This is a genomic window from Corynebacterium sp. HMSC074C03, from assembly GCF_001838285.1.
GTDB lineage: Bacteria > Actinomycetota > Actinomycetes > Mycobacteriales > Mycobacteriaceae > Corynebacterium > Corynebacterium amycolatum.
In genome coordinates this window covers 59,027-72,756 of the sequence record NZ_KV836254.1, presented here as the reverse complement: position 1 = coordinate 72,756, position 13,730 = coordinate 59,027, and the positions used below count along the sequence as shown (strand labels likewise).

Annotated in this window: 11 protein-coding genes; 6 read left to right on the top strand and 5 right to left on the bottom strand. The window is 59.1% G+C overall.

Features of this window, described 5'->3' with window-relative positions; all coding sequences use genetic code 11:
* Positions 1-131: 131 nt before the first annotated feature.
* Together ppc and secG are read left to right on the top strand one after the other, a co-directional pair.
* Entirely contained in the window at positions 132-2,960 is a 2,829-nt protein-coding gene (gene ppc, locus HMPREF2847_RS09405; RefSeq protein ID WP_070852246.1) for a phosphoenolpyruvate carboxylase, read from the top strand.
* Between the two features lie 91 nt (positions 2,961-3,051).
* Complete coding sequence (gene secG / locus HMPREF2847_RS09400) at positions 3,052-3,288, top strand: preprotein translocase subunit SecG (protein ID WP_038628976.1); 237 nt, start codon at positions 3,052-3,054, stop codon at positions 3,286-3,288.
* Positions 3,289-3,404: 116 nt separating this feature from the next.
* On the opposite strand, the gene pgl is transcribed toward secG, so the two are convergent.
* The 3 genes from pgl to zwf are packed head-to-tail and all read right to left on the bottom strand — an operon-like array spanning position 3,405 to position 6,741.
* Positions 3,405-4,172 (bottom strand): 6-phosphogluconolactonase, encoded by a 768-nt coding sequence (gene pgl / locus HMPREF2847_RS09395; protein WP_070852245.1) that lies wholly within the window; start codon positions 4,170-4,172, stop codon positions 3,405-3,407.
* Positions 4,169-5,185, bottom strand: coding sequence for a glucose-6-phosphate dehydrogenase assembly protein OpcA (locus HMPREF2847_RS09390; protein ID WP_070832090.1), 1,017 nt, complete (start codon positions 5,183-5,185; stop codon positions 4,169-4,171). Before HMPREF2847_RS09390 ends, pgl begins: the two co-directional genes overlap by 4 nt.
* Before the next feature lie 50 nt (positions 5,186-5,235).
* Positions 5,236-6,741 carry a glucose-6-phosphate dehydrogenase gene (gene zwf, locus HMPREF2847_RS09385; RefSeq protein WP_222866788.1) on the bottom strand — a complete coding sequence of 502 codons (1,506 nt, stop codon included), beginning with the start codon at positions 6,739-6,741 and terminating at the stop codon, positions 5,236-5,238.
* A 233-nt stretch (positions 6,742-6,974) separates the two neighbouring features.
* On the opposite strand from zwf, the gene HMPREF2847_RS09380 reads away from it, so the two are divergent.
* The 3 genes from HMPREF2847_RS09380 to HMPREF2847_RS09370 are packed head-to-tail and all read left to right on the top strand — an operon-like array spanning position 6,975 to position 8,769.
* Entirely contained in the window at positions 6,975-7,337 is a 363-nt protein-coding gene (locus tag HMPREF2847_RS09380; protein WP_070852382.1) for a GntR family transcriptional regulator, read from the top strand.
* A complete protein-coding gene (locus HMPREF2847_RS09375; RefSeq protein WP_070852243.1) occupies positions 7,334-8,053 on the top strand; it encodes an AAA family ATPase in 720 nt (239 codons plus the stop codon). Before HMPREF2847_RS09380 ends, HMPREF2847_RS09375 begins: the two co-directional genes overlap by 4 nt.
* Positions 8,050-8,769, top strand: coding sequence for a hypothetical protein (locus tag HMPREF2847_RS09370; protein WP_070852242.1), 720 nt, complete (start codon positions 8,050-8,052; stop codon positions 8,767-8,769). The genes HMPREF2847_RS09375 and HMPREF2847_RS09370 overlap by 4 nt, the downstream gene beginning before the upstream one ends.
* A 211-nt stretch (positions 8,770-8,980) precedes the next feature.
* On the opposite strand, the gene tal is transcribed toward HMPREF2847_RS09370, so the two are convergent.
* Both tal and tkt read right to left on the bottom strand, forming a co-directional pair.
* Entirely contained in the window at positions 8,981-10,105 is a 1,125-nt protein-coding gene (gene tal / locus HMPREF2847_RS09365; protein WP_070852241.1) for a transaldolase, read from the bottom strand.
* A 169-nt stretch (positions 10,106-10,274) separates the two neighbouring features.
* Positions 10,275-12,374, bottom strand: coding sequence for a transketolase (tkt, locus tag HMPREF2847_RS09360; protein WP_070852240.1), 2,100 nt, complete (start codon positions 12,372-12,374; stop codon positions 10,275-10,277).
* A gap of 263 nt (positions 12,375-12,637) precedes the next feature.
* On the opposite strand from tkt, the gene HMPREF2847_RS09355 reads away from it, so the two are divergent.
* The gene (locus tag HMPREF2847_RS09355) at positions 12,638-13,579 is read left to right on the top strand and encodes a heme o synthase (protein WP_070547101.1); all 942 of its coding nucleotides are present in this window, start codon (positions 12,638-12,640) and stop codon (positions 13,577-13,579) included.
* Positions 13,580-13,730: the final 151 nt, after the last annotated feature.

The following is a 13,730-nucleotide window of genomic DNA, read 5'->3' as shown; positions in this document are numbered from 1 at the left end:
ATAAAACCAATCCGGGGTTATTGCCTTTAGGCGGACTCAACCCAGGCACACCGAATGGCAATAATTCAGCGCAATACATTTCCCGAGGCTTTCCACTTTGAATGCCCGGCAATTTTAAAAGGACGTGCTCAATGAACGAACAAGTACATCGTGACACTGACCGACACACTGCAAGCAATGATCAAACCTCATCGACCGCTACCGCTAAACAGCAGGACTTGCTCTGGGAGGATATTCGCCACCTGGGTCGAATTCTTGGGCAGGTAATCCGCGAGCAAGAGGGTGACGAGGTCTTTGACCTGGTCGAAAATGCTCGCCGAGCAGCCTTCGAACTCCATCGTGGCGATGGCGACATCGAGAAGCTCACCGGCCTCTTCCGCGATATTGACCCGGCCGAGGCAAGCCCAGTCATCCGTGCTTTCACGCACTTCGCACTTTTAGCTAACCTCGCTGAGGATTTGCACGAGGAGCTGGGCATCGAGGCATCGCTCGATGCTGGCGATCCGCCGCAGGACTCCACGCTGGAGGCAACATGGCAGAAGCTTCGCGACGCCAAGGTTTCTGGCAGCGCTATTGCGGACATGATGGAACACATTGAGGTCGTCCCTGTTCTGACCGCACACCCAACGGAAACTCGTCGTCGTACAGTGTTCGATGTGCAGAAGCACATCACGGCCGCAATGCGGCGCCGCCACGAGATCCAGGCAGCCCCGCTGAATGCACGCACCGCGGACCGACTCGCTGAGATTGATGCCGATATCCGCCGCCGTATCCTGACGCTGTGGCAGACGGCTCTGATTCGCATGAACCGCCCGGATATTCGCGATGAGGTCGAGGTTGGTCTTCGCTACTACCAGCTTTCTCTGCTGGAAGCTGTGCCACAGATTAACCGGGACGTCGTCAAGCACTTGCGTCAACTCGGCGGCGACAAGCTACAGGCTAACCCAACGATTCGTATGGGCTCGTGGATTGGCGGTGACCACGATGGCAACCCATACGTGACAGAGGAGACGCTGCGCTACGCCTCTGATAGAGCAGCGGGCACCATCCTGCGTCACTATTTCTCGCAGCTACACCTGCTAGAGCGCGAACTCAGTCTCAGCGACCGCCTGACTAAGGTCACCGTCGATCTGGTCGCCTTGGCCAGCCGCGGCCACAATGACGTACCAAACCGTGAAGATGAGCCGTACCGTCGTGCGGTTCACGGTATCCGCGGTCGTGTGGCGGCAACAGCGGTGAACTTCTTCGATGAGTCCATCATCGAGGGCGACTGGTCGGAATTCACTCCGTATGACAGCGCCGAGGAGCTGCTTGAAGAGCTCTCGATTATCGACGACTCACTGCGTTCCAGCCACGATGATCTCATCGCCGATCACCGCCTGCGCGATCTGATGGATTCAGTGGAGGTATTTGGTTTCCACCTATACTCGATTGATATCCGCCAGAATTCGGACTCTCACGAGGAAATCCTCACCGAGCTATTCTCCGCTGCTGGTGTGGTGGACAACTACGCGGGATTGAAGGAAGCCGACAAGGTCGAGCTACTGACCAAGGAACTTAAGTCCTCCCGTCCGCTGGTTTCGTCTTCCGCAGATCTTTCCGAAGCTACGGCTCGCGAGCTAGGCATTATGCGTGCGGCATCTCGTGCGGTTCGCAAGTATGGTCGCGACGCGGTACCGCACTGCATCATTTCGATGTGTACATCGGTTTCCGATCTGCTGGAGCCGATGATTCTACTCAAAGAGGTCGGGCTGATTCGCCCGAATGGCTCCCAGCCGACCGGTTCTGTTGACGTCATCCCGCTGTTCGAAACCATCGAAGACCTGCAGGCTGGTGCCGACGTGCTGCGTGCTGCGTGGGACATTCCGGTCTACCGCGCATACGTCTCTGCACGCGGAGATCTGCAGGAAGTCATGCTCGGCTACTCCGACTCCAACAAGGACGGCGGGTACTTCGCTGCAAACTGGGCGCTTTACGACGCGGAGGTCGCCATCGTGGCAGCCGCGAAGGACAACGACATTCGCCTGCGTCTCTTCCACGGCCGCGGAGGTACCGTCGGCCGTGGTGGCGGACCGTCCTACGAGGCAATCCTGGCGCAGCCGTCAGGTGCAGTCCAGGGTTCGGTGCGTATCACCGAGCAGGGCGAGATCATCTCTGCTAAGTACGGTCACCCTGCAGCGGCACGCAGGAACCTCGCCGCGCTGGTTTCGGCAACTATCGAGTCGACTCTGCTCGACGTCGATGACCTGAAGAACCCAGCTCGCGCCCACGAGATTATGTCGGAGATTTCCGACCTGTCTCGCGAGGCCTACTCGAAGCTCATGCACGAGGACCCGGGCTTTATTGACTTCTTCACTTCGTCGACTCCGGTCGATGAGATCGGCAGCCTGAACATCGGTTCACGTCCGACCTCACGCAAGCAGACCCAGACCATTTCTGACCTGCGCGCAATTCCGTGGGTACTGTCCTGGTCGCAGCAGCGTTCTATGGTGCCGGGTTGGTTTGGTGTCGGCTCTGCACTGCAGGAGTGGATCGGCGAGGACGAGGACGGTTCCCGCCTGGCTGAGCTCCGGCAGCTCAACGAGGACTGGCCGTTCTTCAATTCGGTGCTGTCGAACATGGCGCAGGTCATGTCCAAGGCTGACCTGAACCTGGCGCGTGCTTACGCTAGCCTGTGCCAAGATAAGGCCGACGGCGAGCGCATCTACGGCATCATCAAGGCTGAGTTCGACCTGACTTTGGAGATGTTCCTGAAGGTAACCGGGTACAAGCACCTGCTGGAGGACAACCCGCTGCTCAGGCGTTCGGTGGACATGCGCTTCCCGTACCTCATGCCGCTAAACATCATCCAGCTGGAGATGCTGCGTCGCTACCGTGCTGGCGATAACCGCGACAAGGTGCGTCGGGGCATTCAGCTGACCATGAATGGTCTGGCAACTGCACTGCGCAACTCCGGCTAGAAATGGCGGCTGGGGAATACCTAGCCAGCGGAGTAATTGCGCTAGTATAGTTGGAGTTCTTAAAGAAGCGACGTTTCAAAAGGAAGTGCGCGTGTACCTCGCCATTCAGATTGTCCTAGTCATCACATCCATCTTGATGACGCTGTTCATCCTGCTCCACAAGGGTAAGGGTGGCGGACTGTCCAGCCTCTTTGGTGGCGGTATGCAGTCGAATCTGTCCGGTTCGACTGTGGTGGAGAAGAACCTTGACCGCGTCACTATTGTGACCATGATTATCTGGTTGCTCTGCATTGTCCTGTTGCTGCTGTTCAATACCTTCGGCTGGTAGGTTCTGCACGCAACATGCCCGCCGCAGGCCTTTAAGTAATAAAAGTTCCCGTCGATAGCATTTCGCTTATCGACGGGAATTTGCTGTTTCTGGGCTGTTAGCGGTGAAGCGGAAGCCTACAGCTGTGCAGCCGCAGCATCGTCAACAAAGACAACGGTCTCTTGAGCACCGCGGACCCCGGCCGCCGGCCACTGCGCCGGGTCGTCCTGCTGAGCGATCGCCGCGATTGCGTCGGCCTTTTCACCACCGGCTACTAGTAGCCACACACGCTGAGAGCTGGCGATGGCCGGCATAGTCAGCGTGATGCGGGTCGGTGGTGGCTTCGGACAGTTATGCACGTCCACAACCAAGCGTTCCTGCTCAGCGAGCGCTGCGGTGTGTGGGAAAATCGAGTTGATGTGTCCCTCTCCGCCCATACCAAGAAGGTGCAGGTCAAAGCCGTTTGGAGCCTTCTGACGAACGATAACTTCGTAGCTTTCGGCGGCCTCCGTGGTAGTCATGCCGCTGTCGGCAGCGCCGAACTCGAAAATGTTTTCCTCCGGCACGCTGACAGGGGACAAGAGACGCTCACGAGCAGCCAGCGCATTGCGGTCTACCGAGTCGGCAGCGACAAAGCGTTCATCTCCGAAAAACACCAGGACTCGGTTCCAGTCGATGTCTCCAGAATCGTCGGCAAGCGCACTGAGCAAGGCGGTACCCGCGCCGCCACCGGTGAGAACGACGCGTACAAAACCGTCACCGGTGACTGGAGAGACGTTGCCATTCTGGACGGCGACAACCGCATCGATGAAGCGTTGACGTGCAGCCTCGACGATGCCGGCCTGGTCGGCGGCGCGGTGGAACTGAGGGGCGGGGACGGTATTCAAGACGTTATCGGTTGTCACTTGTCAGAGACTCCTGGTTCGTTCGCGAAGCTGGTGATCGTGGACGTTGGAGCCTGCATGCCTACGGTGTGAATCTGGCTGAGACCACGCAGGGCACGTCCGTAGGCAGTATCGTGGTCGAGGTGACGCAGCTCCTCTGCCAAGCACTCGGAGCGTGTTGGACGCGACAATGCGACCTTGAACGGGGGCTTTTCTCCGTTGGTGACCGATGCAGTGGTAGCGCTTTCAATATCGATGCGCAGGGTCTGGCCATTTTCACGCTCAAACGCGACCGAGGTCACCGGTGGCTTGGCGCGGCCCTTTTCGTCCACCGGAATCTTCTTCTCCCCGGTGGAGTAACGGTTGACCGGCAGCCCTAGGCGATCTGCCAACCAGCCGGCGGCGACCTCCACCGATGGCGACTCCTGTGGACCGTAGATAGACACGGAGGTCACCGGTGAGTGCGGCGGCAAGTCGAAGGCCGAGGCCAACACACCGCGCCAGTTCGTCAGTCGCGACCAGCTCAGGTCGGAATCGCCAGGCGTGTAGCCCGTACGGCGCGTGTAGATAGCGTTACTACTCGGGTCACACAACGAATCGGTGATACGGCGCTGGGCAATCCTGCCGATTGGTGTCGCCGCTGGGACTTGAGGCGCCTCAGACGGCCACCACGCCACGACCGGCGTATCCGGCAGCAACAGGGGAGTCACCACAGAGCTGTGGTGCTGACCAATCTCACCGGACATGTGCATAACGACGATCTCAGCGGCACCGGCATCTCCACCGACGCGGAGTTCCGCGTCGAGGCGATTGTCCAAACGCGGATCATCGGAGACCAATACCAGCACACGGGATGGGTGCTCGCGGGAAACGGAGTTGACCGTGGAAATAATGTTTTCCAGGTCGTCTTCGCTTTTGGCCAAAACGATCAGGGTAAGGACACGGCCCGTGGTAACGATGCCGCCCTGCTCTCGAAGCTGCACCAACTGACGAGCAATGCTCGCGGTGTCAGTGTCTGGCAAATTGACAATCATGAAAGTGTTCTTTCTGTCAGAAAATTCTTAAGAACTGAGAGGTCGGCAACCTATGGCCGTCGCCAAGCACGACCGTCGCGCTCAAGCATGTGGTCAGCGGAGGACGGCCCCCACGAACCTGCGGGGTACCCCTCGGGACGACCGCGCTTGGCCCAGTACTCGATGATGGGGTCAAGAATCTTCCAGGACAGCTCGACTTCCTCATTAGTGGGGAAGAGGCTGGCCTCGTCGAGAAGCGCATCCAGAATCAGGCGCTCGTAGGCCTCTGGCGACTGCTCGGTAAACACCTCGGAGTAGGAGAAGTCCATGTTGACATCGCGTACCTCCATGGCCGAGCCCGGAACCTTCGAGCCGAAGCGCATGAGCACACCCTCGTCTGGCTGGACTCGAATCACCATGGCGTTCTGGCCGAGAGCGGCAGTCATCGTCTCCGCAAAAGGCAAGTGCGGTGCGGACTTAAAGACCAGCGCAATTTCAGTGACGCGACGGCCGAGGCGCTTGCCGGTGCGCAGGTAGAAGGGGACACCGGCCCAACGACGAGAATTGATCTGGAGCGTACAAGCGGCGTAGGTCTCGGTCGTGGACTCGGGGTCGAACCCTTCCTCATCGCGCAGCCCCGGCACAAAGTTGCTGCCCTGCCAATCCGCGGTGTACTGGCCACGTGCGGTGTATTTCGAAAACGGACGCACTGGCTCGACGGCACGCAGAACCTTAATCTTTTCCGCCTGCAGCTCTTCCGGGGTAAAGGCGATGGGCTCTTCCATTGCCACCAGTGCCAGCAGCTGGAGTAGGTGGTTCTGAATCACGTCACGAGCCGCCCCGATACCGTCATAGTAACCGGCGCGACCACCCAAACCGATGTCCTCGGCCATGGTGATCTGAACGTGGTCAATGTAGTGAGAATTCCACATCGGATCGAACAACTGATTGGCAAAACGCATGGCCAAAATGTTTTGGACGGTTTCTTTGCCCAGGTAGTGGTCAATGCGGAACACAGCGTCTTCTGGGAACACCGAGTTCACAATCCGGTTGAGTTCCTGAGCGGAGGCCAGATCGTGGCCGAATGGCTTCTCAATAATCACGCGACGCCAATAATCCTCGCCCGACTGCGCGAGCCCCGAACGATCGAGCTGATGACAGACATCGGGGAAGTTAGCTGGCGGAATGGACAGGTAGTAGGCCCAGTTGCCAGCGGTGCCGCGGGAGCGATCGAGCTCCTCAAGTTGCACGGCCAGGCGATCGAAGGCCTCGTCATCGGTGAAGGTACCGGTAACAAAGTGAATGCCCTCAGCCAGGCGCTGCCAGACACTCTCACGGAAGTCGGTGCGGGCGCCCTGTTCCACTGCGGTGCGCACATAATCCCCAAAGTCCTGCTTCGACCATTCGCGACGACCGTAGCCGACTAGCGCGAAGGAGGCAGGTAGCAGACCGCGGTTGGCCAGGTCATAAATGGCAGGCAGGAGCTTCTTTCGGGCCAGATCGCCCGTCACTCCGAAAATCACCATGCCACCCGGCCCCGCAATACGCGGCAAGCGCTTATCCTGCGGGTCGCGCAGCGGGTTGACGTATCCGTGGTGGTTGGTGCTGCCATCTCCGTTGTGCGGAGAATTGGCAGTAGGGGAGTTCGGATCGTTGCGTTGCAGAGAATCACTCACGGTTTACATAATGTCATATCGAGAAAAGTCCGGTGGAATCGTTTCCGATTCCTCCGATGGGGCCTTGACGGGCCCCTTTCTTTTGCTTTAGGTTTATGACATAGGTGGTATACCCGTAAACCATGGAGGTGGATATGCAGGCGAAGGAGGCGGACCCTCGGCCCATCTATATCCAGATTGCCGAGGATCTGAAATCACTAATCCTGTCCGGGGAGCTCGCGGCTGAGAATCGCGCCCCCTCAACCAAGGAGCTCTCGGAGTTCTATCAGGTCAATCCCACCACGGCCGCCAAGGCCATGACAGAACTGTCGATGGTGGGGCTCGTAGAGAAGAAAAGAGGTCTCGGCATGTTTGTCACCCCAGGCGCCCGTGAGCGCATTCGCGCTGAGCGTCGTGAAGCGTTCCAGCGCACCTACATCGAGCCGTTAAAAGCGGAGGCCGACATCCTCGGCCTTACGCTCCACGACATCATCGCCATGCTGGAGGATGAGAAATGAGTATCTACGGCGTGATTGGCCCCAACGGTGCCGGCAAGACCTACTACCTTCACACCCTCGCGCAGCTGCCCACGGCTGCCCTGGCAAAGGCGGCTCCCGACACCCAGATTTTCGGCGCCACCCCGCGCGAATATTTCCACATCTTGCGCACGGGCTGGGATCAGCTCGATGTGTCCCACGCGGAGTCCCTCCTAGATTTCCCCGCCGACACACCCATCAAGCAACTCAGCCTGGGCCAGCGCCAACTGCTCATCGCTGCGGCCGCCCTCGCATCGGGCAAGGATGCATTGCTTTTCGACGAACCCTTCAACGGCCTCGATGTCGAGCACCGCACCATGTTGCGCCGCATGCTTATCGACGCCGCCGAATCGGCCGACATTGTGGTCACGTCGCAGCACTCCCAGGATCTCGCAGACCTGGTGGACACCTTGATCGTCATGCACAAGCAGGATGCGTACGGACCCTATGACGTCGATAAGCTGCGCACTACCCATCCTGTGCTGCGCGGCTCTGCGGACCTCGTGACGCAGGTGGCCGGCTCGGTGCTCGCTAAGAAAACCCTCGGCGAGCGCTGCGAGGCGATCCTGGCTGCAGCGCTCAGCCCGTCGACCGTCGCGCATGCCCGCGCCCTCGGTGTTGAGGTGAGCTACCTCGACCCCGCGGCCCTCATCGACCTCGCTAGCACCTCCGCCTACATCGAAAGGAGCAAGAAATGAGCACCGGGGCTTTCATCGCAACCAACAAGAAAACCTTCTTCGGCGTCGCCGGAGTGGCCATCCTGTACTCGGCTTTCGGGCGCATGCTCGTGGGCAGCGGCACCGGCAACACCCTGCTGGGCATCATCGCGCTGGGCATCCTCTTCCTCATCACCGCCCAGCGCTCGGTCACCCTGCGCGACTACGGCGTGCGCACCGCCCGCTGGGTGCGCTCCGCAATCATCGCAATCTTGGGAACATCGCTGGTGGCTACCGCCTTCATCGTCGCGGCGATGGTCACCGAACAGAATAAGTCCGGTTACTACCGGGGATTCGATAGCTTCATTGTCACCTCCGGACCGGCCCTGTTCCCGGACACCAACGGGGCGATGTACATGATCGAAGACTCCGGCCAGAACTACACCACAATCCTGCTCACCGCCCTGTGCGTCTTCTTGAGCTTCCTCATGGCCACCGTGGCGGGCACCGCGATTGGCACCGTCGTCGGCGCGAAGGGCGCTCGCGCGGGGTCGATCACTATCGGCCTGGCACTGGTCGCACTCTTCCTCTTCAGCTTTCTGCTGGACGCGACCGACTCCATCCCGGGAGCCCCCTGGCCAGCTGTGCCGATCTTCGCCTCGCTCATCACCGTGGTTTCCGCGGTCGTGATGGCCTGGGCCTTAAAGGAAGACAAACGCCCACTGCCCGACGTGCGCCCCGCCTTCGCCGAGGCCTGACAGCCAAAAAGCTCCCCCGCGGGGGAGCTTTTTGTGCGCAGCTTACGGGCCGAAAAACACGGGCTGCAAATGTGAAACTGTGCAAGTTTATGACACTTTCAGGCTATTTTTCGGACCATTTCTGCCATAAGCGCAGTCAGTAACTCGCATCGCTCATCGATCCGCTGGCGCCAGCCATAAACGCGGCCGCTACCAACAGGCAGCTAGATAATCAGCAGGGTTCGTGCAGCTGTTCCATGCGCTGCGCAATCGACACGAGCAGGGACTGCCAGGAATCCACAAACTTCTCCACGCCCGCGCGCTCCAGGACAGCGAAGACATCGTCCAGGTCGATACCAATCTCGCTGAGCTGGGTCATAACGGCATTGGCTGCTTCACCCTGACCGCTGACGGCATCACGAACCTCGCCCTCAAAGCCCGCGGCAGCACGCAGCGTCTTCTCCGGCATGGTGTTTACAGTCTGCGGGGCAGCCAGCTCAGTGACGTAGAGAGTATCCGGGTAAGCCGGGTTCTTCACACCGGTGGAAGCCCACAGCAGGCGCTGCGGCTTAGCGCCGGCGTTCTCCAACTGCGCCCAACGGATATTCTGCGAGGAAAAGGTCTCTTCGAACTTAGCGTAAGCGGCGCGGGCGTTGGCCAGACCAGCCTTACCACGCAAAGCCAAGGCCTCTTCCGAGCCAATCTTTTCCAGGCGAGCATCAATCTCGGTGTCAACACGAGAGACGAACAGTGAAGCAACTGAGTGAACCGAATCCAGGTCCACGCCATTGTCCTTTGCACGCTCGATTCCCTCGACGAAGGCATCGATAACCTGCAGGTAACGTTCCACCGAGAAAATCAAAGTGACGTTCACGGAAATACCCTCGGCCAGGGCCTGAGTGACAGCAGGTAGGGAAGCATCGGTCGCCGGAATCTTAATCATCGCGTTGCGCTTGCCGACGCGTTCCCAGAGCTTACGGGCTTGCGCAATCGTGGCCTCGTAGTTGTCGGCGTAGCGAGGATCGACCTCGATGGAAACGCGACCATCGACACCGTCGGTTTGTTCAGATACACCAGCGAAAAGGTCGCAGGCGTCGCGGACGTCGTCGATTGCCATGGCGAACACAGCATCTGCCGGGTTCGCGCCCTCTGCAGTGAGCTGTGCCAACTGAGAGTCGTAGTCCTCACCGGCGGTCATCGCCGAAGAAAAGATAGCCGGGTTAGTAGTGACACCGACAACCCGCAGCTCTTCAATAAGACTCTTCAAATCGCCCGAGGTGAGGCGCTGGCGCGAAAGATCGTCGAGCCACGCCGAGGTTCCTACTTTGGCGAGTGCTTCCATCGTGGTGTTTCCCATAGTGTTTAACGCCTTTCTGTCTATACCGCTTCGTTGTCTAAAGACTTCTCTAAATACTGTGTGTCTTTAAACTACTGTGCGCCACAAACAATACTGGCGCTACCGGAGCTCGGTTCGGTTTTCACAAATCCCGTACCGACAGCGGCCGATAGCGCCAGGTTTAACAAACTTACTTAGCAGCCTCGATGGACTCCTTGGCGGCATCGACAACAGCCTCTGCGGTGATGCCGAACTTCTCAAACAGCTCCTTGTACGGAGCCGATGCACCGAAGTGCTCCAGGGAGACAGCACGACCCGCGTCGCCCAGGTGGCGGTACCACGGCATAGCAATACCAGCCTCAACCGAGACGCGAGCGCGGACGGCCTTTGGCAGGACCTGCTCGCGGTAGGCCTCGTCCTGCTGCTCGAACCAGTCGAGACACGGAACGGAGACAACGCGGGCGCTGACGCTTTCCTCAGCTAGCTTCTCAGCGGCCTCGACAGCTAGGTGAACCTCCGAGCCGGTACCCATGAGAATGACGTCCGGGGTCTCCTTGGAGCCGTCGACAAGCACGTATGCACCACGACGGACACCCTCGGCGGCCTTTTCCTTCGTGCCTTCCAGAACCGGAACGTTCTGGCGGGTCAGAGCCAGAGCCTTCGGGCCTGCCTCGCCTTCGAGAACAGCGGCCCAAGCCTGAACGGTCTCGTTAGCATCAGCCGGACGGACGGTGGACACACCCGGGATAGCGCGCAGTGAAGCCAGCTGCTCAACAGGCTGGTGCGTCGGGCCGTCTTCGCCCAGACCAATGGAGTCGTGGGTCCAGACATAAATAGGGGAGATGCCCATCAGCGATGCCAGGCGGACAGCCGGGCGCATGTAGTCCGAGAAGATGAGGAAGGTGCCGCCGTACGGACGGGTGCCACCGTGGAGCAGAATGCCGTTGAGAATTGAGCCCATGGCGTGCTCACGAATACCAAAGTGCAGGTTACGGCCATACGGATCGGCGGTCCAGGTTCCGGTGGTGATGGACTTCGGGCCGAAGGACGGCTCACCCTTCAGGACAGTGTTGTTGGAGCCAGCCAGGTCGGCCGAGCCACCCCACAGCTCCGGCAGGGCCTTACCCAGTGCCTGCAACGCGGCCTCAGAAGCCTTACGGGTGGCAACACCCTTCTCATCCGGCTCCCACGTCGGCAGCTCAGCGTCGAAGTCCTCTGGCAGCTCGCCGGCGGTCAGACGATCCAGCAGAGCCTTGCGCTCCGGGTTGGCCGCTGCCCACTCGTCGAACTTAACCTGCCACTGCGCGTGAGCCTCAGCACCGCGCTCAACCAGCTTGCGGGTGTGCTCAATGACCTCGTCAGCGACGTCAAAGCTCTTATCGGTATCGAAGCCGAGAGCTTCCTTAATGCCGACAATCTCCTCGCCACCAAGAGCAGCACCGTGCGAAGCACCGGTGTTCATCTTGGTCGGAGCCGGGTAAGCAATCACAGTGCGAACGCGAATGAAGGTCGGACGCTCCGTGTCCTTCTTGGCTTCTTCAACGGCAGCCTCGAGTGCTGCGACGTCCTCGCCGCCGTCGACCTCAATGACCTGCCAGCCGTAAGCACGGTAGCGGTCCGCCACATTCTCGGTGAAAGCAATAGTGGTGTCGTCCTCGATGGAGATGCCGTTGTCATCCCAGAAGACAATCAGGTTGCCCAGCTGCTGCGTACCGGCCAGCGAGCAAGCCTCAGCAGTGACACCCTCCTGTACGTCACCATCAGAAGCAATGACGTACACGTAGTGATCGAACGGGGACTCACCCGGAGCAGCTTCCGGGTCGAACAGCCCACGTTCCCGTCGTGAAGCCATGGCAAAACCGACAGCCGAAGCCAGACCCTGCCCCAGCGGACCAGTGGTGATTTCCACGCCGTCAGTGTGGCCGTACTCCGGGTGACCCGGGGTGAGCGCGTCCCACGTACGCAGCGCCTTCAGGTCACCGAGCTCCAGGCCGAAACCGCCGAGGTAGAGCTGGACATACTGCGTCAGAGAGGTGTGACCACAGGAGAGAATGAAACGGTCACGGCCGATCCAGTTCGTATCCTTCGGGTCATGGCGCATAACGCGCTGGTAGAGAGAGTAAGCCAGCGGTGCGAGGCTCATAGCAGTGCCCGGGTGGCCCGAACCTGCTTTTTCCACGGCGTCGGCTGCCAGCACACGAGCCGTATCTACGGCCTTCGTGTCCAAGTCAGACCAGTCCGAGGGGTAGTTGCGAACAACCCGTGCTTCATGCTCAGTCGACAGTGTCACGTAAATGACTCCTAGTATCCAAATGGATTAGTAAAGATCTCTTCCATACTAACTAGGAATACGTGCGCCCGGTTTAAACCGGGCCGAATAGCTCGAAGGTAAGTATCAGAGGGCGCGCCGCACATGCTTTACGACGGTCATTATTGGAACCGTTATGATTATCGGTAAACTGATTGCCTGCCCCTCATTTTATTTTGCGGAAAAACTCGTCGGGAACTTTCCGACCGTTGCATCCGACTATCTGTAGACGGGGGGCTTTGTTTATGGCGCGTGAAAGGGACATTGCTTTGTTGGAAACAGTCAAGGCGTATATTGCACTGACTAAGCCAAGAATTATTGAGCTCCTGCTCGTCGCGGCTATTCCCGCAATGCTTCAGGCTGATCGCGGTCATGTACACGTTGGACTGATTCTTCTCACCCTGTTCGGTGGTTGGATGGGTGCAGCGGCAGCGCACACCTTCAACATGGTCATGGATTACGACATTGACCAGAAGATGCGCCGCACTCGTCGGCGCCCGCTCGCGCGCAACCAGGTTAGCCGTCGCGCGGCAGCAATTTTCGGCACCATCTTGATGATTGCGTCGTTCCTCTGGCTGTGGCTGCTATGTAACTCGCTGCTGGCCGCCGTTTTCATTCTGATTACGATTGCGTTCTACATCTTCGTCTACACGTTGTGGCTGAAGCGCCGAACTGATCAGAACGTAATCTGGGGTGGCGCTGCGGGTTGTATGCCGGTGATGGTTGGCTGGGCCGTCATCACCGACAACAACCCGGAGATTACGGGGCTCGCTCACTGGTGGCAGGCTTTCATCCTGTTCCTGCTCATCTTCTTCTGGACTCCGCCGCACACCTGGGCGCTGGGGCTTCGCTACAAGGAGGATTACAAGGCCGCTGGCGTGCCGATGATGCCAGTGGTCAAGCCGGCCATCGTCGTTTCCAAGCGCATTATTTACTACACTGCTGCAACCGTGATTACCACTCTGCTGTTGGTTCCGTACGCTGGTTGGATTTATCTGATTGGCTCGGTTGGCGCTGGTGCCTGGTTCCTGTGGGGCGCCATTGACCTGCACCGTCACGTTAAGACCGGTGGCAAGATTAAGCCGATGAAGCTGTTCTTCATGTCGAACAACTACTTGTCCATCGTGTGTGTGGCGCTTTCGCTGGATGCTGTACTCGGACTGCAGACAGTTTCGAGCATGTTCTAGGGTAGCTGCGTTCTAGGGTAGTTGCGTTGGGAGCCAGACCCGGCCCTTTCCCCAGTTAGCTGTTAATCCTCGAAGAGGCCCTCCCCAATGCCGGGGAGGGCCTCTTTGTGTGTGCAAACGGGCTGCAAATGTGAAACTGTGCGAGTTTATG

What these genes read in the sequence shown, in the direction of transcription:
- HMPREF2847_RS09390 (WP_070832090.1), bottom strand. Translation starts at nt 5,185, where the DNA reads ATGATTGTCAATTTGCCAGACACTGACACCGCGAGCATTGCTCGTCAG.
- HMPREF2847_RS09375 (WP_070852243.1), top strand. Translation starts at nt 7,334, where the DNA reads ATGAGTATCTACGGCGTGATTGGCCCCAACGGTGCCGGCAAGACCTAC.
- HMPREF2847_RS09370 (WP_070852242.1), top strand. Translation starts at nt 8,050, where the DNA reads ATGAGCACCGGGGCTTTCATCGCAACCAACAAGAAAACCTTCTTCGGC.
- ppc (WP_070852246.1), top strand. Translation starts at nt 132, where the DNA reads ATGAACGAACAAGTACATCGTGACACTGACCGACACACTGCAAGCAAT.
- HMPREF2847_RS09355 (WP_070547101.1), top strand. Translation starts at nt 12,638, where the DNA reads ATGGCGCGTGAAAGGGACATTGCTTTGTTGGAAACAGTCAAGGCGTAT.
- tal (WP_070852241.1), bottom strand. Translation starts at nt 10,105, where the DNA reads ATGGGAAACACCACGATGGAAGCACTCGCCAAAGTAGGAACCTCGGCG.
- HMPREF2847_RS09380 (WP_070852382.1), top strand. Translation starts at nt 6,975, where the DNA reads ATGCAGGCGAAGGAGGCGGACCCTCGGCCCATCTATATCCAGATTGCC.